Genomic DNA, 25,077 nt, shown 5'->3' on the forward strand with positions numbered 1-25,077 from the left:
TTCCATTACGATTGGTTCGACGTGCTGCCATGCATTATGGATGGCGGACGCCAGCCCCGAGCCGCACCATGACCGAACCCCAACTCCAGCACACCGTCGTCGGTGGGGCCGCGGCCCGTGAAGGCGGCCCGCGCTGCATGGCTTGGTGGGACTGGCGCAGCACCGGCGGGCGCGACGATCACGTGGTCGTCTGCGTGCACGGTCTGTCGCGCCAGGGGCGCGACTTCGACACCCTGGCGCGCGCGCTGCAACCGTTCTGCCGCGTGGTCGCGGTGGACGTGGCGGGGCGCGGGCACAGCGATTGGCTGGCCGACCCCATGGCCTACCAGGTGCCCACCTACGTGGCCGACCTTGCCGTGCTGCTGCAGCAGTTGCGCGCGCAGCGACCCGGCGTGCGCATCGACTGGGTCGGCACCAGCATGGGAGGACTCATCGGCATGGGTGTGGCGGCGCAGCCGCTGCTGGCGCCCACGCGCCTGGTGCTGAACGATGTGGGACCCGTGGTGCAGTGGGAAGCGCTCATGCGCATCGGCACCTACCTGGGCCTGGACCCCGACTTCGACTCCATGCAGGCGGCGAGTGACTACCTGGCCAGCATTTCCAAGGGCTTCGGCCCCCACACGCCCGAGCAATGGCGGGCCCTGTCCCTGCCCATGCTGCGCGAGCGCGGCGGGCGCGTGCGCCTGCACTACGACCCGGCCATCGCCCTGCCGTTCAAGGCCATGACGCAGGGCGTGGAAACGCAGGCGCTGCGTGAGGCGGTGCGCGCCGGCGAGGCCGCGCTGTGGGACCTGTACGACGCGATCGCCGCGCCCACCCTGGTGTTGCGTGGCGAGGACTCGGACCTGCTCAGCATGGACACCGTGCGGGCCATGCAGGCCCGCGGGCCGCGCCCGCGCTGCGTGAGCTTCGCCGGCGTGGGTCACGCGCCTACGCTGATGGCCGACGATCAGGTGCGCGCCGTGCTCGACTTCCTGCTCTCGCCATGAAGCGGGCCAACCCCTCGTTGGACGACGCGGCGCCGGCCACGGCCGCGATCGTGGCCGCCACCGCCGCGGGCCTGCCTCAGCAGGCCAATGCGCTGGCGCGCGCCCGTGCCTTTGCCGAGCCCCTGCTGGAAGGCGAGTGCCTGGACACGGGTGAGAACACCTGGGCACACGCCGAGGCGGTGGCGCGCATCCTGGCCGACATCGGCGGGTCCGAGGCCATGCAGTCGGTGGTGTACCTGGTGTATGCCTGCCAGCACCTGAACCGGCCGCAGGAGGTCATCGCCAAAGCCTTCGGCGAGCAGCACGCCGCGCTGGCGCTGGAGACCACCAAGCTCGTCCAGTTGCAGCGGCAGGCGCGTCTGAAGGCGGCGGAGAAGCTCGCGCGCAAGCAGGAGGAACGCCTGGCTGCCCAAGACGCGGGCCAGCCCGCGCCGGGCTTGTCCAAGGCGCCCGTGTCCGAGCTCGCGGCCAGCCAGACCGAGAACGTGCGCAAGATGCTGCTCGCCTTTTCGCGCGACCTGCGCGTGGTGATGCTGCGCCTGGCCTCGCGTCTGCAGACGCTGCGCTATTTCGCCTCCATCAAGGGCGATCCGGGTGAACTGCTGGCCAGCGAATCCCTGCATGTGTTCGCGCCCCTGGCCAACCGGCTGGGCATCTGGCAGATCAAGTGGGAGATGGAAGACCTGGCCTTCCGCTTCCTGGAGCCGCAGACCTACAAGAACGTGGCCAAGCTGCTCGACGAAAAGCGCGCCGAGCGCGAGGCGCATGTCGAGCAGGTGCGCGAGGACCTGCAGCGCGCGCTGCTGGCGCAGGGTATCGCCGCCATGGTGCAAGGCCGGCCCAAGCACATCTACAGCATCGTCAAGAAGATGCGGGGCAAGGCGCTGGACTTCGAGCAGGTGTTCGACATCCGGGCCTTGCGCGTGATCGTGCTCGAAACCGCTGACTGCTACGCCGTGCTGTCCTTCGTGCACGAGCACTTCACGCCGGTGGCGGATGAGTTCGACGACTACATCGCCAAGCCCAAACCCAACGGCTATCAGTCCCTGCACACGGTGGTGCGCGACGCCCAGGGGCGGGCCTTCGAGATCCAGATCCGTACCCAGGCCATGCACGACCACGCCGAACACGGCGTGGCCGCGCACTGGGCCTACAAGGAAGCGGGTGCCAAAGGCTACTCGGGCGTCACGGCCAACTCCGAGTACGACGCCAAGATCGCCGTGCTGCGCCAACTGCTGGCCTGGGAGCGCGACCTCAGCGGCACCGCCCAGGGCCTGTTCGACGACCGCATCTACGTGCTCACGCCGAACGCCGCCATCGTTGAACTGCCGCAGGGCGCCACGCCGGTCGACTTTGCCTACACCGTGCACACCGACCTGGGCCACCACTGCCGCGGCGCCAAGGTCGACGGCGCCATGGTGCCGCTGAACACGGCGCTGCAGAACGGCCAGACGGTGGAGATCGTGTCCGTGAAGGACGGCGGCCCTTCGCGTGACTGGCTCAACCCCGAGTTGGGTTATCTGGTGAGCCACCGCGCCAAGAGCAAGGTGCGCGCCTGGTTCAACGCCCAGGCACTGGCCGAGACCATCGCGCGCGGGCGAGAGGCGGTGGAAAAGCTGCTGCAGCGCGAAGGCCGCACGGCACTCAAGTTCGAGGACCTGGCCATTGAAATGGGCCTGGGTTCCGCCGACGAGCTCTTCGAGCTGGTCGGCAAGGATGAGCTGTCGCTGCGCTCGATCGAGACCCAGTTGCGCCCGCCCGAACCCGAGGCCACGCCCGAGCCCAGCAGCTGGGTGCGCAAGCCGCGTCGCGGCCAGGAAAGCCCCAAGGGCGACGTGCTGGTGGTGGGCGTGGGCTCGCTGATGACCCAGCTCGCCAAGTGCTGCCGGCCCGCACCGCCCGACGAGATTCGCGGCTTCGTCACGCGAGGCAAGGGCGTGAGCATTCACCGTGCCGACTGCACCGACTTCGCGCACCTGGTGCGCAAGAGCCCTGACCGCGTGATCGAGGTCGATTGGGCCGGTCGCGACGACGCGCGTGGCGGCTCTCAGGCGGTGTACCCCGTCGACGTGGCCATCGAGGCTGTCGACCGTCAGGGCCTGTTGCGCGACATCTCCGACGTCTTCGCCCGCGAGAAGATGAACGTGATCGGGGTACAGACCCAGTCCGTCAGGGGCGTGGCTTGGATGACCTTCACCATCGAGGTGGCAGACGCCCGGCAGGTGGCGCGCGCCATGGCCGTGGTGGGAGACGTGAACGGCGTTCGCATGGTGCGGCGCAAATAGAGCGGCCAGGAACTGCTATACTGCGAGGCTTCGATTCGTTCGAAGGCGCGTAGCTCAGCTGGTTAGAGCACCACCTTGACATGGTGGGGGTCAGGGGTTCGAGTCCCTTCGCGCCTACCAACTTTCCCAAAGGGCCTGTTGCCGCCGCGACAGGCCCTTTGTCTTGGCCATGAGGCGGGGCGGGTTGCACAGGGAAAACCATGCCCGGTACCCCCCCGCCGGTTCCTAGAATGCCGGAATGGCGACCAAATCCAAGACCGAAGCAGCGGGTGCGCGTGGCGTGCGCGTGATCAAGAAGTACCCCAACCGCCGGCTGTACGACACCGACACCTCGTCGTACATCACCCTGGCCGAGGTCAAGGCTTTGGTGATGGGCAGCGAGTCCTTCGTGGTGCGTGACGCCAAGACCAACGAAGACCTCACCCGCAGCATCCTGCTGCAGATCATCTTGGAAGAGGAAACGGCCGGCGCGCCCATCTTCACCGAACAGGTGCTGGCGAACATCATCCGTTTCTACGGCCATGCCATGCAGGACTTCATGGGGTCCTATCTGGAAAAGAACATCCAGATCTTTATGGACCTGCAGCAGAAGATGGCGGAGCAGGGCGGTGGCGGGCTCAACCCCGAGGCCTGGAAGCAGTTCATGAACCTGCAGTCGCCCATGATGCAGGGCATGATGGGCACTTATCTTGAGCAGTCGCGCACCGCCTTCACGCAGATGCAGGAGCAGATGCAGAAAAACAGTGAGCAGATGCTCGCCGCGCTGGGCCTCAAACGCTGAATGGCCTGAACGCTGGGGCGGGGTCTGAGACAATCCCGCCTCTATGAGTGAATCCACCGCAACCGCCCCGGGCGCCGTGCCCAAGGTGGGCTTCGTCAGCCTCGGCTGCCCCAAGGCGCTCACCGACGCCGAGCTGATCCTGACCCAACTGAGCGCCGAGGGCTACCAGACCTCCAAGTCCTACGACGGCGCCGACCTGGTCATCGTCAACACCTGCGGCTTCATCGACGACGCCGTGAAGGAAAGCCTGGACGCCATCGGCGAAGCCTTGGCCGAGAACGGCCGTGTCATCGTCACCGGCTGCCTGGGTGCGCGCGCAGGCGAAGAGGGCGGCAACCTGGTGCGCCAGATGCACCCCAGCGTGCTGGCCGTCACCGGCCCGCACGCCACGCACGAGGTGATGGAAGCGGTGCATCAGCACCTGCCCAAGCCACACGATCCCTTCGTGGACCTGGTGCCGCCGCAAGGCATCAAGCTCACGCCGCGCCACTACGCGTACCTCAAGATCAGCGAGGGCTGCAACCACCGCTGCACCTTCTGCATCATCCCGTCGATGCGCGGGGACCTGGTGAGCCGGCCCGTCGGTGACGTGCTGACCGAGGCGCGCAAGCTGTTCGAGGCGGGGGTGAAGGAGCTGCTGGTGGTGAGCCAGGACACCTCCGCCTACGGCGTGGACCTGAAGTACCGCACCGGCTTCTGGGATGGCCGGCCGGTGAAGACGCGCATGCACGACCTGGTGCGCGAATTGGGCGAGCTCGCCAAGCCCTTCGGCGCCTGGGTGCGCCTGCACTACGTTTATCCCTACCCGCACGTGGACGAAATCGTCCCGCTGATGGCCGAAGGCCTGGTGCTGCCTTACCTGGACGTGCCCTTGCAGCACAGCCACCCCGACGTGCTGCGCCGCATGAAACGGCCTGCCAGCGGTGAGCGCAACCTGGAGCGCATCGCGCGCTGGCGCGAGATCTGTCCGCAGATCGTCGTGCGCAGCACCTTCATCGCGGGCTTTCCCGGCGAGACCGAGGCCGAATTCGAGCACCTGCTCGATTTCCTGCGCGAGGCGCGCATCGACCGCGCCGGCTGCTTCGCGTATTCGCCGGTGGAGGGCGCCGCCGCCAATGGCTTGGCCGACCCGGTGCCCGAGGCGCTGCGCGAGGAGCGCCGCGCGCGCTTCATGGCCGTGGCCGAGCAGGTGTCGGCCGACAAGCTGCGCGCTCGCATCGGCGCCAACATGCAGGTGCTGGTGGACAGCGCGCCCGGCCTGGGCAAGAAGGGGGCCGTGGGCCGCAGCTACGCGGACGCGCCTGAAATCGATGGCGTGGTGCGGCTGCTGCCGCCCGAGAAGATCAGCAAGACGCTGAAGGTGGGCGAATTCACGCGGGCCCGTATTGTTGATACCGACGGTCACGACCTTGTGGCCTTGCCCGTTTGATCCGGGGCCGCCGGCCCTGGCCGGCGCCATTGCGGCATTCGGCCAAAGAAAAAGCCTGCAGTCTTGTGGACTGCAGGCCCTTATATGATGGTGCCCAAGAGAGGACTCGAACCTCCACGCCTCTCGGCGCTAGTACCTGAAACTAGTGCGTCTACCAATTCCGCCACCTGGGCATCTCAGGAAACCAGCAGTATAGCAGAGAAATAGTGAGCGATAAAAACAACCTCCTTGCAGAATTTGATGGCGTCGTTTCCGGACACCGTGATGGACACGGTTTCGTGGTCCGCGACGACGGCCAGCCCGACATCTACCTTCCCTCCAACGAAATGCGCGCGGTGCTGCACAAGGACCGCGTGAAGGCCCGCATCGTGCGGCTCGACCGCAAGGGCCGTCCCGAGGGCCGCGTCACCGAAATCATCGAGCGCTCCACGGCGCCCATCATCGGCCGCCTGTTGCAAGAGGGCGGCGTGTGGCTCGTGGCGCCAGAAGACAAGCGCTACGGCCAGGACGTGCTGATTCCCAAGGGTGCCACGGGCTCGGCCAAGCCGGGCCAGGTGGTGGTGGTGGAGCTCACCGAGCCGCCCGCGCTGTACGGGCAGCCCGTGGGGCGTGTGAAGGAAGTGCTCGGCGAGATCGACGACCCGGGCATGGAGATCGAGATCGCGGTCCGAAAGTACGGCGTGCCGCACGAGTTCTCGCAGACCGCCATGGCGCAGGCGCGCGCCTTGCCCGATCACGTGCGGCCGAGCGATCTGCGCCACCGGGTGGACCTGCGCGACGTGCCGCTGGTGACCATCGATGGCGAAGACGCGCGCGACTTCGACGACGCCGTGTACTGCGAGCCCGCGAAAGTGGGCAAGGCCAAGGGCTGGCGCCTGCTGGTGGCCATTGCCGACGTGAGCCACTACGTGCAGACCGGTTCGCCCATCGACGTGGACGCCTACGACCGCGCGACCTCGGTCTACTTCCCGCGCCGCGTGATCCCCATGCTGCCAGAGAAGCTGTCCAACGGCCTGTGCTCGCTCAACCCCGGGGTGGAGCGCCTGTGCATGGTGTGCGACATGCTCATCACCGCGCGCGGCGAGATCCACGCCTACCAGTTCTACCCGGCGGTGATGTTCAGCCACGCGCGCCTCACCTACACCGAGGTGGCGGCGATCCTGCAGAACACGCGCGGCCCCGAGGCCATGAACCGCAAGCCGCTGGTGCCGTACCTGCTGAACCTGCACGACGTGTACCGCGCGTTGCTGGCGGCGCGCAACGCGCGCGGGGCGGTGGACTTCGAGACCGTGGAGACGCAGATCGTCTGCGACGAATCGGGCCGCATCGAGCGCATCGTGCCGCGCACGCGCAACGACGCGCACAAGCTGATCGAAGAAGCCATGCTGGCCGCCAACGTCTGCTCGGCCGAGTTCATCGAGCAGGGCAAGCACCCGGGCCTGTTCCGCGTGCACGAAGGCCCCACGCCCGAGAAGCTGGAGGTGCTGCGCAACTACCTCAAGGCCATGGGCGTCAACGCCTCGCTCAGCGAGGAACCCAAGCCAGGTGAGTTCCAGCAGATTGCCCAGGCGACGCAGGACCGGCCCGAAGCGCAGCAGATCCACACCATGCTGTTGCGCTCCATGCAACAGGCCATCTACACGCCCATCAACAGCGGCCACTTCGGCCTGGCGTTCGAGGCCTACACGCACTTCACCAGCCCGATCCGCCGCTACCCCGACCTGCTGGTGCACCGCGTGATCAAGGCCATCCTGCACAAGCAGAAGTACCAGCTGCCCGAGCTGCCCACGCCGGGCGAGGCGCACGCCAAGCTCAGCAAGCGCCTGGCCAGCCGCGTGAAGCCACCGGCACCCAACGCGCGCAAGCCCTCGGCCGACACCCTGGGCTGGCAGGCCGCGGGCCTGCACTGCAGCGCCAACGAGCGCCGCGCCGACGAGGCCAGCCGCGACGTGGAGGCCTGGCTCAAGTGCAAGTACATGCGCGAGCACCTGGGCGAAGTGTTCTCGGGCGTGGTCAGCGCGGTCACGAGCTTCGGCCTCTTCGTTACGCTGGATGCGATGTACGTCGAGGGCCTGGTGCACATCACCGAGCTGGGGGGCGAGTACTTCCGCTTCGACGAGGCGCGCCAGGAACTGCGCGGCGAGCGCACGGGCATCCGCTACACGCTGGGCTCGCGCGTGCAGGTGCAGGTCAGCCGGGTCGACCTGGATGGTCGCCGCATCGATTTCCGCCTGGTGAGCGGCGAGGACGACGTGGTGTTCAAGGCCATGCGCGACAAGACCGGCGGCGACGCCGCTTCGGCCGCCGCGGGGCGGCGGGAGCGGGGCGCGGCCAGGCCGCGCTCGGGCACCGAACTCAAGTCCTCGGTGCGCCGTGCGGCCGACAAGAAGTCGGTTGCCAAGCCCTCGCGCGCGGGGCCCTCCAAGTCGAGGCGGGGCAAGCGGTGAGCGTCGCGGCGATGAGTGCGAAGGGCAGCCTCGGCGGCGCCGGGGCCCGCAAATCGCCGCGCGTCGAACAGGAGCGGCCCTTGCGCATCGGCGTGTCGGCGCGGCTCATGCACCATGTGCCGCCCGAGCTGGGCTTTCGCAACAAGAGCCTGCAGTACATCGAGGCCTCGCTGGCGCACTGGATCATGGCGCATGGCGCCGTGGCCTTCATGGTGCCGGCCGTTACGCAGGACACCCAGCTGGCCGCGCGCCACCTGAAGGTTGAACACGTGGTGCAGGAACTCGATGCCCTGGTGCTGCAGGGCGGGGCGGACGTGGCGCCCGAAACCTACGGCCAGGAACCGCTGCGCGAGGAGTGGCGAGGCGACGTGGTGCGCGACCGCTACGAACTCGCGCTGATGCGCTGCTTCCTGGCGCAGAAGAAGCCCGTGCTGGGCGTGTGCCGTGGCGCGCAACTGCTCAATGTGGCTTTCGGCGGCACACTGTTCCAGGACATCGCCACGCAATGCCCGGCCGCGCACGAGCACGTGGACGTGGAGCTGTACGACCAGTTCGAGCACGACGTCACCTTCATCCAGGGCTCTGCGCTCACCGATCTCTACCCCAAGTCCACGCAGCTGCGCGTCACCAGCATCCACCACCAGGCGGTGGCGGACCTGGGCAAGGGCATCGTGGTGGAGGCCGTGTCCTCGCTCGACGGCCTGGTCGAGGCGATCCGCTGGACCGGCGAGGCCTACGCGCGCGGCGTGCAGTGGCACCCCGAGTTCCACCATGGCCGCCACGCCCTGGTGGACAGCTCGCCCATCATGCTGGACTTTCTGGAGGCCTCGCGCGCCGAGGCCATGCGCCGCTTCGACGCCGGCCTGGAACTCGACCCCCGGCCGCCGCGCGCCGGTCAGCGCCTGGCGGCTTGAGGTCCCCGACGGCCTAAACTCGCCGGCATGCGCATCCTCCTGTTCCTGCTCGACACCGTCTTTTTCTTCCTCGTGGCCGCGGCGCTGCTGCGCGCCTGGATGAACCACCTGCGCGTGCCCATGCAGGCGCAGCCCGGGCGCTTCGTGATGGCAATCACCGACTGGCTGGTGCAGCCGCTGCGCCGCCTGTTGCCAGCGGCCATTGCCAAGGGCCGCATCGATGGCGCGAGCCTGGTGGCCGCAGTGCTGCTGTCCCTGCTGCACGCGCTGCTGTGGCTGCTGATCGCCTCGGGCGGCGAGTTGCCCTGGGCGGCCGTGCCGGTGCTGGGCCTGCGTTTTCTGGTGCGGGACCTGTTGCAGGGCCTCATGCTGCTGCTGATCGTCTACGCGATCCTGTCTTGGGTGCAGCCGCGCTCGCCCCTCATGGGGCTGCTCGACCGTCTGTCCTCACCCATCGTGGCACCCGTGCGGCGCGTGGTCCCGCTGGTGGGCGGGGTCGACCTGTCGGTGCTGGTGGTGATCATCGCCCTGCAGGTGGGGCTGATGCTGCTGGGCTGATTCGCCCGGTAGCGCGTGTCAGAGCGGCTGCGCCGCGCGCGCCAGCCGCCCGGCCGTGAGTGTGTGATCGGCGGGCCAGTGGTCCGCCAGCGCGCCGTGTGCGGCGACGGCGCGGCGCACGGCGTCGGCGCCGTGTTCGTGCGGGCGCGCCAAGGCCGCGCCGATCATCCCGGCCAGCACGTCGCCGGTGCCGGCGGTGGCCAGGCGGGCGTTGCCGGTGGCGTTGATCCAGGGCGCGCCGCCGGGCTCGGTCACCACGGTTCCAGACCCCTTGAGCACCGTGACCGCGCCAAAGCGCTTGGTGAGCTGGCGCGCGGCGCCCAATCGGTCGGCCATGACCTCGGCGGTGCTGGTCCCCAGCAGGCGGGCGGCTTCCAGCGGGTGGGGCGTGAGCACCGTCAGCCAGCCGCGCGCCGCGCGGCGCGCGGCCAGGCGCTGCAGCGTGGGGTCGCGGGCGAGGGCGTTGAGCCCGTCCGCGTCGATCACCAGCCGGGGGCAGACCAGGGCCTGCGGCATCCATTCGCGAATGGCCTCGCCGCCGCCGCAGCCCGCGACGAGCACGGGCAGGGCGTGCTCGTCGGCGCCCAGCAGCGCGGCGGGCAGGCGGTGCATCAGCTCGGGTGACAGCGGGTCGTGCGAGGGGGCTGGCCCGTTCCCCACCAGTGCCAGGTACACGCGCCCCGCGCCGGCGTGCAGGGCGGCCCGCGCTGCCAGCACGGCGGCGCCCGCCATGCCCACACCGGTGGCGCCGGGCAGCTGGCCACCCAGCACGCCCACGTCCCCATGGCTGCCTTTGTGGGCCGCGTGGGGGCCGACAGCCGGGTCCGCCACAGAAGGCAGGTGCCCGCCCCACCAGGCGGCGGGCGGCGCCCCGTCGGCGGGGGCGCCGAGGTCGTGGAACCAGACCGTGCCCGCGGCGTCGCGCCCGCCGGCCGTGAACAGCCCGGGTTTGAGTGTCAGCAGGCTCAGGGTCTGGCGCGGGCCGGCGTCGGGGCAGGCACCGGCGCTGTCCACGCCGCTGTCGGCGTTCAGCCCGCTCGGCAGGTCGACGCACAGCACCGGCGCGCGATGGCCGCGCACCTCGCGCACGCGCGTGGCCAGCGGGTCCTGGCCCAAGGCGCGGGCGCCGATGCCCAGCAGGGCGTCGATGACCAGGTCGGGGCTGTCGGGAGGCGCGGACTGCACGGTGACGCCGGCGGCCAGGGCGTCGCGCAAGGCCCAGGCGGCGTCGGCTGGCAGGCGCTCGGGGTGGGCGTCGTGCGTCACCACGATCTCGCGCCAGCCGGGCGGAGTGGCCTGAAACAGATGGCGGGCGGCGACCAGGCCGTCGCCACCGTTGTTGCCGGGGCCGCAGGCCACCCAGAGGCGCCGCGCATGCGGCCGCCAGGCCAGGGCCAGGCGGGCCACCGCCTCGCCGGCGCGGGCCATCAGGGCGTGCGGGGGCAGGGTGGCCGCCAGGGCCTGCTCGATCGCGCGCGTACCCGCCGTGTCGTGCAGGGGTTCGAGTTGGTCGGCGCGCAGGGATCGCATGGTGGGCATTTCACCACGCGATCGCGGGTTCACAGCCCCACACGCGAGGGAGAAAAGGCGGCGGGGGCCTCGGTGGAGGGGTGGGTGATGGCGTCGGCGAGATGGCGCGCCGCGCCGCAGGCCATGGCCCAGCCGGCCGCGCCGTGCGCCAGGTTCAGCCACAGGCCGGGCAGGCGGCTGGCGCCGATGCAGGGCAGGCCGTCGTCCGACATGACCAGGGCGCCGCGCCAGCTTTGTATCGAGGCCTGCGGACCCGAGAAACGGGCCGCCGCCGGGAACCAGTGCGACATCACCTGGCCCAGCCGGCGCAGGCTGGCCGGATCGGTGCCGGCGCCGGAGCCGCCGAGATCGGCCCCGCCCGAGGCGCGCACCCGCTGGCCCAAGCGGGTGATGGCGATGCGTGACTTGAGGTCGAGCACGGCCGACACGGGCGCGTCCATGGGCTCGCGCAGCCCCGCGCTCAGGGAGTGCGACCACAGCACCGTCCAGGGCGTGGGCAAACCGAGGTTGCCGAGCAGCTCGTCCGCGCCGACGCCGGCGCACAGCACCACGGCGTCGAAGCGCGCCTCGCTGCCGTCCGAGGCGCTCAGCCGCCACCCCAGGCCGTCCGGCCGCAGCCCGGTGACGCCGGTGCGCAAGTGCAAGGCACCGCCCAGGCGCGCGACGCGGTGGCGCATGAGCATGGTCCATTCGCGGCAGTTGGCCACCCCGGGGCCGCGCAGGTGCACGGCCGAATGCAGGGGCGCGGTCGGATTGAGGGCGGGTTCGATGGCGCGCGCCTCGTCGGCCGAGACCGCGCGCAGCTCCAGCCCCAGGCCGCGCAGGCGGTCGATGGCGGGCTGCGCATTGGCTGCTTCGCGGGCGTCGCTCAGCAGCACCAACAGGTCGTCGCTGCGGTCGTGGTCCAGGTCGAGTTCGGCGGTCAGTTCAATCTGGCGCTGCAGGCCTCGGTCGATCAGGTCGCGCAGGGCCAGCAGGGCGTCGTCGCTGCGGCGGCGCTCCTCGCGCCGCCAGCGCCGCCACCATCGCCAGGCGGCGGTGTCCAGTCCGGCGCGCCAGCGCACGCCAGGGCCAGGGGGCGCCCAGGGGGCGTGCAGCCGGTGCTCAGGGCCGGCCCAGGCCAGCGCCCAGGCGGTGGACACCAGGCCGGCCGGCGCGAAGCTCGCTTCCTCGGCGGGCGTGCCGCGCTTTTCGTACAGGGTCACCGTGTGACCGTCGTTCAGCAGCTCATGGGCGGTGGTCACGCCGCAGACACCTGCGCCCACGATGGCGATGTTCATGCAAAGGGAGGGAAGAGAAGAGGGCGCCCAGACACCGGGTGCTATAATCGATAGGCTTTGCATCTGGGGCTTCGCCTGAAGCCCATCGGCGCAAAGTCAATCGCAAACCGGCCCATCCGGGTGTCGCGTCGGCCGCCGTGGAGTTGCTCCACCCGCTACCGCCGCGATCGGGGCCGGATTTTAGACCTAACCTCAGGAAACAACTCATGTCCATTTCCATGCGCGAAATGCTGGAAGCCGGTGTCCATTTCGGTCACCAGACCCGCTTCTGGAACCCCAAGATGGCGCCCTTCATCTTCGGGCACCGCAACAAGATCCACATCGTCAACCTCGAAAAGACGTTGCCGATGTTCCACGACGCGCAGAAGTTCGTGCGCCAGCTGTCGGCCAACCGCGGCACCCTGCTGATGGTGGGCACCAAGCGCCAGTCGCGCGACATCGTGGCCCAGGAAGCGCGCCGCGCCGGCGTGCCCTTCGTCGACCAGCGCTGGCTGGGCGGCATGCTGACCAACTTCAAGACCGTCAAGACTTCCATCAAGCGCCTGAAAGACATGCAGGCTCAGAAGGAAGCCGGCCTGGACAGCATGAGCAAGAAGGAACAGCTCATGTTCAACCGCGAGATGGAAAAGCTTGAGAAGGACATCGGCGGCATCCAGGACATGACCGCGCTGCCCGATGCCATCTTCGTGGTCGACGTGGGTTTCCACAAGATCGCCGTGCTCGAGGCCCAGAAGCTGGGCATTCCGCTGGTGGGCGTGGTCGACACCAACCACTCGCCCGTCGGCATCGACTATGTGATCCCCGGCAACGATGACTCGGCCCGCGCCGTGGCCCTGTACGCCCGTGGCATCGCCGACGCCGTGCTGGAAGGCCGCGCCAACGCCGTGTCCGACGTGGCCAAGGCCGTGTCGGCTGAAGGCGGCGACGAGTTCGTCGAAGTGCAGGACGACGCGGCCTGATCCCGTTTCGCGCGCGAACGAGGGGCTCGCGTAGCCCCTTTTTCGTAACCGAAATCCATCATTGACCCGCCGGCGCACCCGACGCGCCGGACCCCAGGAGAACACACATGGCAATCACCGCAAGCATGGTCGCTGAGCTGCGCGCCAAGACCGACGCCCCCATGATGGAGTGCAAGAAAGCCCTCACCGAGGCCGATGGCGACATGGCCAAGGCCGAGGAACTGCTGCGCGTCAAGCTGGGCACCAAGGCCGGCAAGGCCGCCAGCCGCGTGACCGCCGAAGGCGTGGTGGCCGCCGCCGTGCAGGGCAACACCGGCGCGCTCATCGAGGTCAACTGCGAAACCGACTTCGTGACCAAGAACGACAGCTTCCTGGCCCTGGCCAAAGCCGCGGCCAAGCTCATCGCCGAACACAACCCGGCCGACGTCGACGCCCTGGGCGCCCTGGCCTACAGCCAGGACGGCTTCGGCCCGACGCTGGAAGACGTGCGCAAGGGCCTGATTGGCAAGATCGGCGAGAACATGTCGTTCCGCCGCTTCAAGCGCTACAGCGGCTCGTCCAAGCTGGCCAGCTACCTGCACGGCACCCGCATCGGCGTGGTCGTCGAGTTCGACGGCGACGAGGCGGCCGCCAAGGACGTGGCCATGCACGTGGCCGCCATGAAGCCCGTGGCGCTGACCAGCGCCGACGTGCCGGCCGAGCTGATCGAGCGCGAGCGCTCGGTGGCCACCGCCAAGGCGGCCGAGTCCGGCAAACCCGCCGACATCGCCGCCAAGATGATCGAAGGTTCGGTGCAGAAGTACCTCAAGGAGGTCTCGCTGTTCAACCAGCCCTTCGTCAAGAACGACAAGCAGACGGTGGAGCAGATGCTCAAGGCCGCCAATACCACGGTGAAGTCCTTCACCCTGTTCGTGGTGGGCGAGGGCATCGAGAAGAAGGTCGACGACTTCGCCGCCGAGGTGGCGGCCCAGGTCGCGGCGGCCAAGGGCGCCTGAGCGTCCTGCTCCCTCAGACAACGGGCCGCAAGGCCCGTTGTCATATGTGTTGACCATTTTTCGGCGGCGGGGCGGCCAGTGGCCCCCTGGACCGCCGCTACACTTGGCGGCTGCCCGCGCCGCGAACCGATCCAGAAAGCCTTTCATGCCCGCCTACCAACGGATCCTGCTGAAGCTGTCCGGTGAAGCCCTCATGGGCGATGACGCCTTCGGCATCAACCGCGCCACCATCGTGCGCATCGTCGACGAAATCGCCGAAGTCACCCGCCTCGGGGTGCAAGTGGCCATCGTCATCGGCGGTGGCAACATCTTCCGCGGCGTGGCCGGTGGCTCCGTGGGCATGGACCGCGCCACCGCCGACTACATGGGCATGCTCGCCACGGTCATGAACTCGCTGGCGCTGGCCGACACCATGAACAAGGCCGGCCTGGTGGCCCGCGTGATGTCCGCCATCGGCATCGAGCAGGTCGTCGAGCCGTACGTGCGCCCCAAGGCCCTGCAGTACCTCGAAGAAGGCAAGGTGGTGGTGTTCGCCGCCGGCACCGGCAACCCCTTCTTCACCACCGACACCGCGGCCGCGCTGCGCGGCGCCGAGATCGGTGCCGAGATGGTGCTCAAGGCCACCAAGGTCGACGGGGTCTATACCGCCGACCCGAACAAGGACCCGAGCGCCACGCGCTACACCACCATTTCCTTCGACGAGGCCATGGTCAAGAACCTGCAGGTGATGGACGCGACGGCGTTCGCGCTGTGCCGTGACCAGAAGCTGCCTGTCAAGGTGTTTTCCATCTTCAAGCCCGGCGCGCTGCGCAACGTGGTGATGGGCGCCGACGAGGGCACCCTCGTTCACGTCTGAGCGCGTCCGCCCACAGGAGACCCCCAAGATGACCATTGCCGATACCCGCAAGAACGCCGAGCACAAGATGCAGCAGTCCATCGAGGCGTTCAAGAACAGCCTGACCAAGGTCCGCACCGGCCGCGCGAACCCGGCCTTGCTGGACACCGTGCACGTGGACTACTACGGCTCCATGCTGCCCCTGTCGCAGGTGGCCAACCTGTCGCTGCTCGACTCCCGCACCATCGGCGTTGCGCCCTGGGAGAAGGGCATGGGCGCCAAGATCGAGAAGGCGATCCGCGAGTCCGACCTGGGCCTGAACCCGGCCTCGCAGGGCGACCTGATCCGCGTGCCCATGCCGCCCATGACCGAAGAGCGCCGCCGGGAGCTCACCAAGGTGGTGAAGGGCGAGGGCGAGTCCGCCAAGGTCGCCATCCGCAACCTGCGCCGCGACGCCAACGAAGCGCTCAAGAAGCTGCTGAAGGACAAGGAAGTCTCCGAGGACGATGAGCGCCGTGCCCAGGACGACATCCAGAAGCTGACCGATCGCATGATCACCGAGGTGGACAAGCTCGTGGCCAGCAAGGAGCAGGACATCATGGCGGTCTGAGCCGCCGGTCCCGTTCGAGCCAGACCGAGGCATGCAGAACACCGTCGCCCAGAACCTGCCGCATCACGTCGCGATCGTGATGGACGGCAATGGCCGCTGGGCCCAGAAGCGCTGGCTACCGCGTGTGGCCGGCCACAAGCAAGGCGTGGACGCGCTGCGCCGCATCGTCGAGGCCAGCGTGCAGCGCGGCATCCGGGTGCTTACCGTGTTCGCGTTCTCGTCCGAGAACTGGAGCCGCCCCGTGGACGAGGTGGCCAGCCTGATGGACCTGCTGGCCGTGGCGCTGTCGCGCGAGGTGCCGCGCCTGGCCGACAGTGGCGTGCGCCTGCATTTCCCCGGTGACCGCTCGCGCCTGTCGCCGCGCCTGGCGCAAGGCCTGGCTTCGGCGGAGGCGGCGACGCAGGGCAATGAGCGCCTGGTGCTCAATGTCTGCTTCAACTACGGCGGGCGCTGGGACATGGCGCAGGCCGCGCAACGGCTGGCCGAGCGCGGCGAAGCCATCACCGAAGAGAGCCTGTCGGCCGCGATGGCCATGGCCCATGTGCCCGATCCCGACCTCATCATCCGCACCGGTGGTGAGCAGCGCATCAGCAACTTCCTGTTGTGGCAAGCGGCTTACGCCGAGCTGGTGTTCAGCGACTGCCTCTGGCCCGAGTTCGACGCCGCGCAGCTGGACCTGGCCCTGGCCGAGTACGCGCGCCGCGAACGCCGCTTCGGCCAGACCTCCGCGCAGCGTGCCGACGCCGCCGTGACCGCCGACGCCGGAACCCGCGATGCTTAAACAGCGGGTCATCACGGCGCTGCTGCTGCTCGCCGTCTTCCTGCCCACGCTGCTGTACCCGTCGATCGAACCCTTCGCGGCCTTCACGCTGGTGTTGATCGGCACGGCAGGCTGGGAATGGGCGCGGCTCAATGGCTGCGGCCAGACCCGCGCGGTGAGCGCCGGGCTGGCGCTGGGCGTCGCGGGCCTGGTGTTTTGGCTGCTGGGCGGGGTGGAGCGTCCCTGGCCTCGCCTGTGGCTGGGCCTGTGCGGGGTCTGGGTGCTGCTGGCCCTGGTGCTGCTGCGCGGTGGCACCGAGGCGCTGACCCGCTGCCCACTCTGGATCCGCCTGTGGCTGGGCCTGTTTCTGATCGCCTGTGCCTGGCTGGCGCTGGTCCAGGCGCGCCTGATCGGCCTGGGCTTTCTGCTGTCCGTGCTGCTGCTGGTGTGGGCGGCCGACATCGCCGCGTATTTCGGCGGCAAGCGTTTCGGGCGCCGCAAGCTCGCGCCCCGCATCAGCCCGGGCAAGAGCTGGGAGGGCGCCATCAGCGGCCTCATCGGCGTGTTCTTGCTCGCCGGCGTCTGGCTGCTGGGCACCCAGCGGGGCTGGCTGGCGCCTGGCCACCTGTACGACACGCTCTGGAGCCTGGGGCCGCCGCTGGCCCTGGCCGCCCTGGTGTTCCTCACCACGATGAGCGTGGTGGGCGACCTGGTCGAGTCCCTGGTCAAGCGCGCGGCCGGCGTCAAGGACTCCAGCGGCCTGCTGCCGGGCCATGGCGGCGTTCTCGACCGCATCGACGCCTTGCTGCCCGTGCTGCCGCTGGCCATGATGCTCGTCTCCTTCTGATCCATGTCCGACGCCCCGCAATTCATCACCATCCTCGGTTCCACGGGCTCGATCGGGCAAAGCACGCTCGACGTGGTCGCGCGCCACCCCGGGCGCTACCGCGTGTTCGCCCTCACCGCCGCGCGCCAGGACGAAGCCCTGTTCCAGCAGTGCCGGGCCTTCCAGCCGCGCATCGCGGTGCTGGTGGACGCCGCCGCCGCCGCGCGTCTGCGCGAGCGCGTGCGCGAGGCCGGCCTGGCCGTCGAGGTGCGGCAGGGTGCCCAGGCCCTGTGCGAGGTGAGCGAAGCGCCCGAGGTGCACGCCGTGATGGCCGCCATCGTCGGTGCCGCCGGCCTGGCGCCCAGCCTGGCCGCCGCGCGCGCCGGCAAGAAACTGCTGCTGGCCAACAAGGAGGCGCTCGTGGTCGGCGGCGATTTGTTCATGGACACCGTGCGCGCCGGCGGCGCCACGCTGCTGCCCATCGACAGCGAGCACTCGGCGGTGTTCCAGTCGCTGCCCGAGGACCCGGCGAGCTGGGAACGGCGCGTGGACAAGATCGTGCTCACGGCCTCCGGGGGGCCTTTTCGCACCCGCGCGCCCGGCACGCTGGCCGATGTCACACCCGAGCAGGCCTGCGCCCACCCCAACTGGGTCATGGGCCGAAAGATCTCGGTCGACTCCGCGACCATGATGAACAAGGCGCTGGAGGTCATCGAGGCGCGCTACCTCTTCGGCCTGGCGCCCGAGCGCATCGAGGTGGTGATCCACCCGCAGAGCGTCATCCACTCCATGGTGCAGTACCGCGACGGCTCCATCGTGGCCCAGCTCGGCACGCCCGATATGCGGGTGCCCATCGCCTATGGCCTGGCCTGGCCCGAGCGCATCGCCTCGGGCGCCAGCGCGCTCGACTTCGCCACCCTGGGCACGCTGAGTTTCGAAACCGCCGACGAGACACGTTTCCCCGGCCTGCCGCTGGCCTGGTCCGCGCTGCGCGGGCCGGCCGGTACCACCGCGGTGCTCAACGCCGCCAACGAGGAGGCCGTGGCGGCCTTTCTCGACCGGCGGCTGCGCTTCGACCACATCCACGCGGTCAACGATGCAACTTTGCAGCGCGTGAGCCCTTCCAAGCCACAATCGCTGGCCGACCTGCTGGCGCTCGACGAAGAGGCCCGCGCCTGCGCGCGGCAGCAAGTCACCCGTTTGCAGACCTGATCCTTCGCGCCGGCCCGGCCTGTCCCCTGGCGCAGCGAGTCGCCCATGCTCACCGTCATCGCCTTCCTCGTTGCCCTGGGTCTGCTGATCGCGATCCACGAATACGGCCACTACCGCGTGGCCGTGGCCTGTGGCGTCAAGGTGCTGCGCTTTTCGGTGGGCTTTGGCAAACCCATCCTGCGATGGCACCGCCCCGGCAAGCCCACGGAGTTCGTGCTTGGGGCGTTGCCGCTCGGTGGCTACGTGCGCATGCTCGACGAGCGCGAGGCGCCGGTGGACCCCGTCGAGCGCCACCTGGCCTTCAACACCCAGCCGCTGCGCTCGCGCGCGGCCATCGTCGCCGCTGGCCCACTGGCCAACCTGCTGCTGGCCACCCTCATCTATTCGGTGATCAATTGGGTGGGCATCGAGGAGCCGCAGCCCGTGCTGTCGGCGCCGGCCGCTGGCACCGTGGCCGAGCGCGCCGGCCTGCGCGGCGGCGAATGGGTGCTGCGCGCCAGCGAGGCCAACGACGGCTCCGATGGCTTGGCGGCGGGCGAGGGCGTCGCATCCTTCGAGGACCTGCGCTGGCGCATCACCCAGGCGGCGCTGGACGGCCAGGACCTCACCCTGTGGGTGGCCGCCGCGCCCGAGGCGCCAGCGCGTCCGATCACGCTGGCACTTGCCGGCCTGGACGTGCGAGAGGCGGATGCCGCCTTGTTCCGCCGCATCGGCATCACCTCGCCGCACACCGCGCCGCGCGTGGGGCAGGTCTTCGATGGCGGGGCGGCGCAGGCCGCCGGCCTGCGCGACGGCGACCTGGTGCGCCGCATCGACGGCCGGCCGGTGCGGGACGGCCAGGAACTGCGCCGCCTGATCCGCGAGTCGGTGGGCCCGCAGGGCCAGCCGAAACCGCAGCGCTGGGACATTGACCGTGGCGGCCAGGCGCTCAGCCTGGCGGTGACGCCACGCCCGCAGCAGCAGGGCGGCCAATGGATCGCGCGGGTGGAGGCCTACGTGGGCGACGCCCCCGCCATGCTGACCGTGCGCCATGGCCCCGTCGACGGCCTGGTGCGCGGCGTGCAAAGAACCTGGGAGATGTCCTGGCTCACCCTCAAGATGATGGGGCGCATGCTGATTGGCGAGGCCTCGCTGAGCAACCTCAGCGGCCCCCTGACCATCGCCGACTACGCCGGCAAGTCGGCCAGCCTGGGCCTGACCTCCTACCTTCTGTTCCTGGCCCTCATCAGCGTGAGCCTGGGCGTGCTCAATCTGCTGCCGCTGCCGGTCCTCGATGGGGGGCACCTCATGTATTATCTTTGGGAGGCGCTCACGGGCCGAAGCGTGTCGGACGCGTGGATGGAGCGCCTGCAGCGTGGTGGTGTCGTGGTGCTCATGGCGCTCATGTCCGTTGCCCTGTTCAACGATGTCGTCCGCCTCGCCGGCTGAACATTTCCTTCGCATGAATCAATCCAAACGAGGTCTTCGCGGCCTGAGTCTTTCTGCGCTCGCGATGGGCCTGCTGGCCGCCTTGCCGGCGTGGGCGGTCGATCCCTTCACCCTGCGCGACATCCGCGTCGAGGGCTTGCAGCGGGTCGAACCGGGCACGGTCTTCGCGTCGCTGCCGTTTCGCATCGGCGATCAGTACAACGACGACAAGGGCAGCGCGGCCATCCGCTCGCTCTTCGGCCTCGGTCTGTTCAGTGACGTGCGGCTGCAGATCAGCAACGACGTGCTGGTCGTCATCGTGGAAGAGCGGCCCACCGTGGCCGGCCTGAGCTTTTCGGGCATCAAGGAGTTCAGCGACGAGGTGCTGCGCGGCGTGCTGCGCGACATCGGCCTGACCGACGGCCGGCCGTTCGACAAGGCCCTGGCCGACCGCGCCGAGCAGGAGCTCAAGCGCCAGTACATCAACCGCAGCTTCTACGGCGCCGAGGTGGTGACCACCGTCACACCGACCGAACGCAACCGCGTCAACCTGAACTTCAGCGTGACCGAAGGCGAGATCGCCAAGATCACCGAGATCCGCATCGTCGGCAACCAGGCATTTTCCGAGTCGACCCTGCGCGGCCTGTTCGATCTCGACACGGGCAACTGGCTGAGCTGGTACACCAAGAGCGACCGCTACTCGCGCGCCAAGCTCAACGCCGACATCGAGACGCTGCGCTCCTACTACCTCAGCCGCGGCTTCATCGACTTCCGCATCGACTCCACGCAGGTCGCCATCTCGCCCGACAAGCAGAGCATGTCGGTCACCATCAACGTCACCGAAGGCGACCGCTACGTGGTGTCCTCGGTGGTGCTGCAGGGTGATTACCTGGACCGCGAGGACGAGTTCAAGTCGCTCGTCACGCTCAAGCCCGGCGAGGCTTACAACGTCGAGGACGTCACCAACACCACCAAAGCGTTCACCGAGTACTTCGGCGCCTTCGGCTACGCCTTCGCCCAGGTCGAGGCCACGCCCGACATCGACCGCGTCAACAAGCGCGTGGCCTTCACGCTGCGCGCCACGCCGCAGCGCCGTGTCTACGTGCGCCGCATCCACGTCGAGGGCAACAACCGCACGCGCGACGAGATCATCCGGCGCGAGTTCCGGCAATTCGAAGCCGCCTGGTACGACAGCGACCGCATCCGCCTCTCGCGCGACCGCATCGACCGCCTGGGCTTCTTCACCTCGGTCGACCTGAACACCGAGCCTGTGCCTGGCTCGCCCGACCAGGTGGACCTGACCGTCACCGTGGTCGAAAAGCCCACGGGCAACCTGACCCTGGGCGCGGGCTACTCGCAGGAAGAAAAGCTCTCGATCATCGCGGGCATTCGCCAGGAGAACGTGTTCGGCACCGGCAACTACCTGGGCCTGGACATCAACACCAGCAAGTTCAACCGCCAGCTGGTGGTGAGCACGGTCGACCCGTACTTCACCAAGGACGGCGTCTCGCGTGCCTTCGACGCCTATTACCGCACCACGCGCCCCTACGACAACCAGGATGGCGACTACCGCTTGGTCACCAAGGGCGTGAGCGTGCGCTTCGGCGTGCCCTTCACCGAGATCGACACCGTGTTCTTCGGCGCCGGCGTGGAGCAGACCACCATCGAGCCGGGCAACTTCCTGCCGACGGCGTACGAGGACTACGCCGCGCAGTTCGGTCGCACCAGCAACACCCTGCCATTGACCCTGGGCTGGACGCGCGACAGCCGCGACAGCGCGCTGGTGCCCACCAAGGGACGGCTGATGCGCGTCAACGGCGAGATGAGCCTGTCGGGCGACGCGCGCTACGCCAAGACCAACCTGCAGTTCCAGCAGTACTACCCGCTGTCGCGCCAGTACACCCTGGCCTTCAACGCCGAACTGGGCTACGGCAAGGGCCTTGGTGGCCGCCCGTACCCGGTCTTCAAGAATTTCTTCGGCGGCGGCCTGGGTTCGGTGCGCGGCTTCGAGGGCGGCACCCTGGGCCCGACCTCGCCGGTGATCAATTCCCCCAACGGGTCCGTCATCAACATTGGCGGCAATCGCAGCATTGCGCTCAATACCGAATTCATCATGCCGTTTCCCGGCGCGGGCAATGACCGCACCCTGCGCATGTTTGGCTTCTTCGACGTGGGTAACGTTTTTGGCGAGAACGACACCCGTCCCAATGCCCGCGACCTGCGCGCTTCCGTCGGTCTTGGCGTGAGCTGGCTGTCGCCGATCGGCCCTTTGCGTATTGCATTCGCTAACCCCGTTCGCAAGTTCGAGGGCGATAGAATCCAGAGATTCCAGTTTCAGATCGGAACGTCCTTTTGATGAACACCCCAACTCGCCTGTTCGCACGGCAATTCGCCCTGGCGGTGTCGCTGGCGTTGGCCATGGTCGGCGGTGCCGCGGCGCAGGACGCCAAGGCCGGTGCCAAGGTTGGCGCCGTCAACGTCGAGCGCATCCTGCGCGACTCCTCCACAGCCAAGGCCGTCTCGGCCAAGCTGGAGCAGGATTTCTCCAAGCGTGAGCGCGACCTCCGTGCCTCGGCCGACCAGCTCCGCCAGGCCGTCGAGAAGTTCGAGCGCGAATCGCCCACGCTGCCCGAGAGCCAGCGCACCCCGCGCCAGCGACAGCTGGTCGAGCAGGAACGCGACCTGCAACGCCGCCAGCGCGACTTCCAGGAAGAGCTCAACCTGCGCCGCAACGAGGCCCTGCAGCAGGTCGTCGAAAAGCTCAACCGCGTGATCCGCACGATCGCCGAGGCCGAAAAGTACGACCTGATCGTGCAGGAAGCCTACTACGTGAGCCCGCGCGTGGACATCACCGATCGCGTGATGTCCCAGCTCGACGGCAAGTAAGCCGCGCCGTGGCAGCACCGCTGGGCGCCATCGTCGATGCCCTCGGTGGCAGCCTGGTCGGTGACGCCTCCTTTCTCGTGCAGCGGCTCGCGCCGCTGAACAGCGCCCGCGCCGATGAACTGGCCTTCGTGGCCAGTGCGCGCTACGCCACCCAGATCGCGGCCTCCCAGGCAGGCGCCCTCATCGTGCCACCCGCGCTCGAGGCCACCACAGCCGATCGCGTCGCGCGCATCGTCACCGACGATCCCTACCTCTATTTCGCGCGCCTGACCCAGTGGTGGCGCGAACGGCACGAGCCCGCGCGCACGCCGCGGATCGATCCGCTCGCCAGCGTGCACCCCGACGCGGTGTTGGGGCCCGGCGTCGATGTCGGGCCGTTCGTGGTGATCGCCGAAGGCGCCCGGGTCGGCGCTGGCGCGCGCATCGGCGCCCACGCGGTGATCGGTCGCGACGCGGCGGTGGGCGAGGGCAGCGTGCTGCACCCACGCGTCACGCTGGGCGAGCGCTGCTCCGTGGGCGATCGCTGCATCCTGCACAGCGGCGTGGTGATCGGCGCCGACGGCTTCGGCTTTGCGCCGCACCAGGGGCAGTGGATCAAGATCGAGCAACTGGGCGCGGTGCGCATCGGCCATGGGGTGGAGATCGGTGCCAACACCTGCATCGACCGCGGCGCGCTCGACGACACGGTGATCGAGGATGGCGTCAAGCTCGACAACCTGATCCAGATCGGCCACAACGTGCGCGTGGGCGCGCACACGGCCATGGCCGGTTGCGTGGGCGTGGCCGGCAGCGCCGATATCGGCGCGCGTTGCACCATCGGCGGCGGCGCCGTTGTGCTGGGTCACCTCAAGCTGGCCGATGGCGTCAACATCTCGGCGGCCTCGGTGGTCACGCGCTCCATCCTGCAGCCGGGCCATTACACCGGCATGTTCCCCATCGACGACAATGCCGCCTGGGAAAAGAACGCTGCTTCGCTCAAGCAGCTCAACCGCCTGCGCGAACGGCTCAAGGCCGTGGAACAAGCGATCGCGCGGGCCCAGACCAGAACGGACGACGCCTGATGGACATCCACCAGATCCTCAAACTCCTGCCCCACCGCTACCCCTTCCTGCTCGTGGACCGCGTGGTCTCGATCGAAAAGGGCCAGCGCATCCAGGCGCTCAAGAACGTCACCATCAATGAGCCGTTCTTCACCGGCCACTTCCCCCACCGGCCCGTGATGCCGGGCGTTCTCATGCTCGAAGCGATGGCGCAGACGGCCGCGCTGCTGACCTTCGACACCATGGGCGTGGCACCCGACGACAAGACGGTCTACTACTTCGCCGGCATCGACGGCGCGCGCTTCAAGCGCCCCGTGGAGCCGGGCGACCAGCTCGTGATGGACGTGAGCCTGGAACGCGCCAAGGCCGGCATCTACAAGTTCAAGGGCGTCACCCGCGTGAGCAATGAGGTGGCCTGCGAGGCCGAGCTCATGTGCACCATGCGCACGGTTGCCTGACGGCGGGGCGCGACGCATGAGCACCGCACGGCCGCCCGAAGGGGCCCGCTCCGCAGCGCGTTGCGCGGAGGTCTGCCAATGACGCGTATCCACCCCACGGCGATCGTCGATCCCTCGGCCTCGCTCGACAGCACTGTCGAGGTCGGTCCGTACACCGTGATCGGTCCGCACGTGAAGATCGGCGCCGGCACCACGGTCGGTCCGCACTGCGTGATCGAGGGCCACACCACCATCGGCCGCGACAACCGCATCTTCCAGTTCAACTCCCTCGGCGCGATCCCGCAGGACAAGAAGTACGCGGGCGAGCCCTGCGAGCTGGTGATCGGCGACCGCAACACCATCCGCGAGTTCTGCACCTTCAACATCGGCTCGCCCGGTGACAAGGGGCTCACGCGCCTGGGCGACGACAACTGGATCATGGCCTACGTGCACCTCGCGCACGATTGCGTGGTGGGCAACAAGACCATCTTCGCCAACAACTCGCAACTCGCGGGGCACGTGCACGTGGGCGATTGGGCGATCCTTGGCGGCTTCACCGTGGTTCACCAGTTCGTGCGCATCGGCGCGCACGCCATGACGGCCATGTGCTCCGCGCTGCTTGCCGACGTGCCACCGTTCGTGATGACTCAGGGCCAGCCCGCCAGTGCGCGCTCGATGAATTTTGAGGGCCTGCGCCGGCGCGGCTTTTCGGCCGAGCGCATCGCCGCCGTCAAGGCCATGCACAAGGCGCTCTACCGCGAGGACCGCACGCTCGAGCAAGCCATGGCGCGCATCGACGCGCTGCGCCTTGAAAAGCCCGAGGCCGGGGAAGACGTCGATCTGATGCTGGGCTTCCTGCGCGGCGCCTCGCCGCAGCGCGGCATCGTTCGCTGAAGA

General features: G+C 68.8%; 22 protein-coding genes and 2 tRNA genes. 21 read left to right on the forward strand and 3 right to left on the reverse strand.

The window, feature by feature from the left end; all coding sequences use genetic code 11:
- Positions 1-68: 68 nt before the first annotated feature.
- From BHU06_RS14855 to rimO, 5 genes are all read left to right on the forward strand, one after another.
- Positions 69-989, forward strand: a complete 921-nt coding sequence (locus BHU06_RS14855) for an alpha/beta fold hydrolase (RefSeq protein WP_070399988.1) — start codon at positions 69-71, stop codon at positions 987-989.
- Positions 986-3,274 carry a bifunctional (p)ppGpp synthetase/guanosine-3',5'-bis(diphosphate) 3'-pyrophosphohydrolase gene (locus tag BHU06_RS14860; protein ID WP_070399989.1) on the forward strand — a complete coding sequence of 763 codons (2,289 nt, stop codon included), beginning with the start codon at positions 986-988 and terminating at the stop codon, positions 3,272-3,274. The genes BHU06_RS14855 and BHU06_RS14860 overlap by 4 nt, the downstream gene beginning before the upstream one ends.
- 43 nt (positions 3,275-3,317) lie before the next feature.
- Positions 3,318-3,394 (forward strand) — tRNA-Val (locus tag BHU06_RS14865).
- Between the two features lie 118 nt (positions 3,395-3,512).
- Positions 3,513-4,055 carry a polyhydroxyalkanoate synthesis repressor PhaR gene (gene phaR, locus BHU06_RS14870; protein WP_070399990.1) on the forward strand — a complete coding sequence of 181 codons (543 nt, stop codon included), beginning with the start codon at positions 3,513-3,515 and terminating at the stop codon, positions 4,053-4,055.
- Positions 4,056-4,098: 43 nt separating this feature from the next.
- Complete coding sequence (gene rimO / locus BHU06_RS14875; protein WP_070399991.1) at positions 4,099-5,484, forward strand: 30S ribosomal protein S12 methylthiotransferase RimO; 1,386 nt, start codon at positions 4,099-4,101, stop codon at positions 5,482-5,484.
- An 88-nt stretch (positions 5,485-5,572) separates the two neighbouring features.
- On the opposite strand, the gene BHU06_RS14880 is transcribed toward rimO, so the two are convergent.
- A tRNA-Leu gene (locus BHU06_RS14880) sits at positions 5,573-5,657 on the reverse strand.
- A gap of 33 nt (positions 5,658-5,690) precedes the next feature.
- Here BHU06_RS14880 and rnr point away from each other — a divergent pair.
- From rnr to BHU06_RS14895, 3 genes are read left to right on the forward strand one after another with little or no spacing between them, the layout of a single operon-like run.
- The gene (gene rnr / locus BHU06_RS14885; RefSeq protein WP_139147082.1) at positions 5,691-7,931 is read left to right on the forward strand and encodes a ribonuclease R; all 2,241 of its coding nucleotides are present in this window, start codon (positions 5,691-5,693) and stop codon (positions 7,929-7,931) included.
- An 11-nt stretch (positions 7,932-7,942) separates the two neighbouring features.
- Positions 7,943-8,845, forward strand: coding sequence for a gamma-glutamyl-gamma-aminobutyrate hydrolase family protein (locus BHU06_RS14890; protein ID WP_083293255.1), 903 nt, complete (start codon positions 7,943-7,945; stop codon positions 8,843-8,845).
- Positions 8,846-8,872: 27 nt separating this feature from the next.
- A complete protein-coding gene (locus BHU06_RS14895) occupies positions 8,873-9,403 on the forward strand; it encodes a YggT family protein (protein ID WP_070399993.1) in 531 nt (176 codons plus the stop codon).
- An 18-nt stretch (positions 9,404-9,421) separates the two neighbouring features.
- On the opposite strand, the gene BHU06_RS14900 is transcribed toward BHU06_RS14895, so the two are convergent.
- Positions 9,422-10,933 (reverse strand): bifunctional ADP-dependent NAD(P)H-hydrate dehydratase/NAD(P)H-hydrate epimerase, encoded by a 1,512-nt coding sequence (locus tag BHU06_RS14900; protein ID WP_070400118.1) that lies wholly within the window; start codon positions 10,931-10,933, stop codon positions 9,422-9,424.
- A 29-nt stretch (positions 10,934-10,962) separates the two neighbouring features.
- Positions 10,963-12,213 (reverse strand): FAD-dependent oxidoreductase, encoded by a 1,251-nt coding sequence (locus BHU06_RS14905; protein ID WP_070399994.1) that lies wholly within the window; start codon positions 12,211-12,213, stop codon positions 10,963-10,965.
- Positions 12,214-12,419: 206 nt separating this feature from the next.
- Between BHU06_RS14905 and rpsB the strand changes: the two genes are divergently transcribed.
- The 13 genes from rpsB (at position 12,420) to lpxA (ending at position 25,074) form a co-directional block, all read left to right on the forward strand.
- Positions 12,420-13,172, forward strand: a complete 753-nt coding sequence (gene rpsB, locus BHU06_RS14910) for a 30S ribosomal protein S2 (protein ID WP_070399995.1) — start codon at positions 12,420-12,422, stop codon at positions 13,170-13,172.
- A gap of 107 nt (positions 13,173-13,279) precedes the next feature.
- Positions 13,280-14,167 (forward strand): translation elongation factor Ts, encoded by an 888-nt coding sequence (gene tsf, locus BHU06_RS14915; RefSeq protein ID WP_070399996.1) that lies wholly within the window; start codon positions 13,280-13,282, stop codon positions 14,165-14,167.
- A 145-nt stretch (positions 14,168-14,312) separates the two neighbouring features.
- Positions 14,313-15,023, forward strand: coding sequence for a UMP kinase (gene pyrH, locus BHU06_RS14920; RefSeq protein ID WP_070399997.1), 711 nt, complete (start codon positions 14,313-14,315; stop codon positions 15,021-15,023).
- A gap of 28 nt (positions 15,024-15,051) precedes the next feature.
- Positions 15,052-15,612, forward strand: coding sequence for a ribosome recycling factor (frr, locus tag BHU06_RS14925; protein WP_070399998.1), 561 nt, complete (start codon positions 15,052-15,054; stop codon positions 15,610-15,612).
- 31 nt (positions 15,613-15,643) lie between these two features.
- On the forward strand, positions 15,644-16,393 hold the full coding sequence (gene uppS, locus BHU06_RS14930; RefSeq protein ID WP_070399999.1) for a polyprenyl diphosphate synthase: 750 nt from the start codon (positions 15,644-15,646) through the stop codon (positions 16,391-16,393).
- Positions 16,386-17,219 carry a phosphatidate cytidylyltransferase gene (locus BHU06_RS14935; protein ID WP_070400000.1) on the forward strand — a complete coding sequence of 278 codons (834 nt, stop codon included), beginning with the start codon at positions 16,386-16,388 and terminating at the stop codon, positions 17,217-17,219. Before uppS ends, BHU06_RS14935 begins: the two co-directional genes overlap by 8 nt.
- Positions 17,220-17,222: 3 nt before the next feature.
- Positions 17,223-18,410, forward strand: a complete 1,188-nt coding sequence (ispC, locus tag BHU06_RS14940) for a 1-deoxy-D-xylulose-5-phosphate reductoisomerase (RefSeq protein ID WP_070400001.1) — start codon at positions 17,223-17,225, stop codon at positions 18,408-18,410.
- Positions 18,411-18,455: 45 nt separating this feature from the next.
- Positions 18,456-19,838, forward strand: a complete 1,383-nt coding sequence (gene rseP, locus BHU06_RS14945; protein WP_070400002.1) for an RIP metalloprotease RseP — start codon at positions 18,456-18,458, stop codon at positions 19,836-19,838.
- Positions 19,839-19,851: 13 nt separating this feature from the next.
- Positions 19,852-22,173, forward strand: a complete 2,322-nt coding sequence (bamA, locus tag BHU06_RS14950) for an outer membrane protein assembly factor BamA (protein ID WP_217494350.1) — start codon at positions 19,852-19,854, stop codon at positions 22,171-22,173.
- On the forward strand, positions 22,173-22,703 hold the full coding sequence (locus tag BHU06_RS14955) for an OmpH family outer membrane protein (RefSeq protein WP_070400004.1): 531 nt from the start codon (positions 22,173-22,175) through the stop codon (positions 22,701-22,703). Before bamA ends, BHU06_RS14955 begins: the two co-directional genes overlap by 1 nt.
- A gap of 8 nt (positions 22,704-22,711) precedes the next feature.
- Positions 22,712-23,764, forward strand: coding sequence for a UDP-3-O-(3-hydroxymyristoyl)glucosamine N-acyltransferase (lpxD, locus tag BHU06_RS14960; protein WP_070400005.1), 1,053 nt, complete (start codon positions 22,712-22,714; stop codon positions 23,762-23,764).
- A complete protein-coding gene (gene fabZ, locus BHU06_RS14965; protein WP_070400119.1) occupies positions 23,761-24,201 on the forward strand; it encodes a 3-hydroxyacyl-ACP dehydratase FabZ in 441 nt (146 codons plus the stop codon). Before lpxD ends, fabZ begins: the two co-directional genes overlap by 4 nt.
- A 78-nt stretch (positions 24,202-24,279) precedes the next feature.
- On the forward strand, positions 24,280-25,074 hold the full coding sequence (lpxA, locus tag BHU06_RS14970) for an acyl-ACP--UDP-N-acetylglucosamine O-acyltransferase (protein ID WP_070400006.1): 795 nt from the start codon (positions 24,280-24,282) through the stop codon (positions 25,072-25,074).
- The last annotated feature ends 3 nt before the right edge of the window (positions 25,075-25,077 follow it).

It is taken from the genome of Hydrogenophaga sp. PML113 (assembly GCF_001777155.1).
Taxonomy (GTDB): domain Bacteria; phylum Pseudomonadota; class Gammaproteobacteria; order Burkholderiales; family Burkholderiaceae_C; genus Hydrogenophaga; species Hydrogenophaga borbori.

Bases quoted from the DNA above. Each gene is read 5' to 3' on its own strand.
- BHU06_RS14855 (WP_070399988.1), top strand. From the start codon at position 69: ATGACCGAACCCCAACTCCAGCACACCGTCGTCGGTGGGGCCGCGGCC.
- BHU06_RS14860 (WP_070399989.1), top strand. From the start codon at position 986: ATGAAGCGGGCCAACCCCTCGTTGGACGACGCGGCGCCGGCCACGGCC.
- phaR (WP_070399990.1), top strand. From the start codon at position 3,513: ATGGCGACCAAATCCAAGACCGAAGCAGCGGGTGCGCGTGGCGTGCGC.
- rimO (WP_070399991.1), top strand. From the start codon at position 4,099: ATGAGTGAATCCACCGCAACCGCCCCGGGCGCCGTGCCCAAGGTGGGC.
- BHU06_RS14890 (WP_083293255.1), top strand. From the start codon at position 7,943: ATGAGTGCGAAGGGCAGCCTCGGCGGCGCCGGGGCCCGCAAATCGCCG.
- BHU06_RS14895 (WP_070399993.1), top strand. From the start codon at position 8,873: ATGCGCATCCTCCTGTTCCTGCTCGACACCGTCTTTTTCTTCCTCGTG.
- BHU06_RS14900 (WP_070400118.1), bottom strand. From the start codon at position 10,933: ATGCGATCCCTGCGCGCCGACCAACTCGAACCCCTGCACGACACGGCG.
- BHU06_RS14905 (WP_070399994.1), bottom strand. From the start codon at position 12,213: ATGAACATCGCCATCGTGGGCGCAGGTGTCTGCGGCGTGACCACCGCC.
- rpsB (WP_070399995.1), top strand. From the start codon at position 12,420: ATGTCCATTTCCATGCGCGAAATGCTGGAAGCCGGTGTCCATTTCGGT.
- tsf (WP_070399996.1), top strand. From the start codon at position 13,280: ATGGCAATCACCGCAAGCATGGTCGCTGAGCTGCGCGCCAAGACCGAC.
- pyrH (WP_070399997.1), top strand. From the start codon at position 14,313: ATGCCCGCCTACCAACGGATCCTGCTGAAGCTGTCCGGTGAAGCCCTC.
- frr (WP_070399998.1), top strand. From the start codon at position 15,052: ATGACCATTGCCGATACCCGCAAGAACGCCGAGCACAAGATGCAGCAG.
- uppS (WP_070399999.1), top strand. From the start codon at position 15,644: ATGCAGAACACCGTCGCCCAGAACCTGCCGCATCACGTCGCGATCGTG.
- BHU06_RS14935 (WP_070400000.1), top strand. From the start codon at position 16,386: ATGCTTAAACAGCGGGTCATCACGGCGCTGCTGCTGCTCGCCGTCTTC.
- ispC (WP_070400001.1), top strand. From the start codon at position 17,223: ATGTCCGACGCCCCGCAATTCATCACCATCCTCGGTTCCACGGGCTCG.
- rseP (WP_070400002.1), top strand. From the start codon at position 18,456: ATGCTCACCGTCATCGCCTTCCTCGTTGCCCTGGGTCTGCTGATCGCG.
- bamA (WP_217494350.1), top strand. From the start codon at position 19,852: ATGAATCAATCCAAACGAGGTCTTCGCGGCCTGAGTCTTTCTGCGCTC.
- BHU06_RS14955 (WP_070400004.1), top strand. From the start codon at position 22,173: ATGAACACCCCAACTCGCCTGTTCGCACGGCAATTCGCCCTGGCGGTG.
- lpxA (WP_070400006.1), top strand. From the start codon at position 24,280: ATGACGCGTATCCACCCCACGGCGATCGTCGATCCCTCGGCCTCGCTC.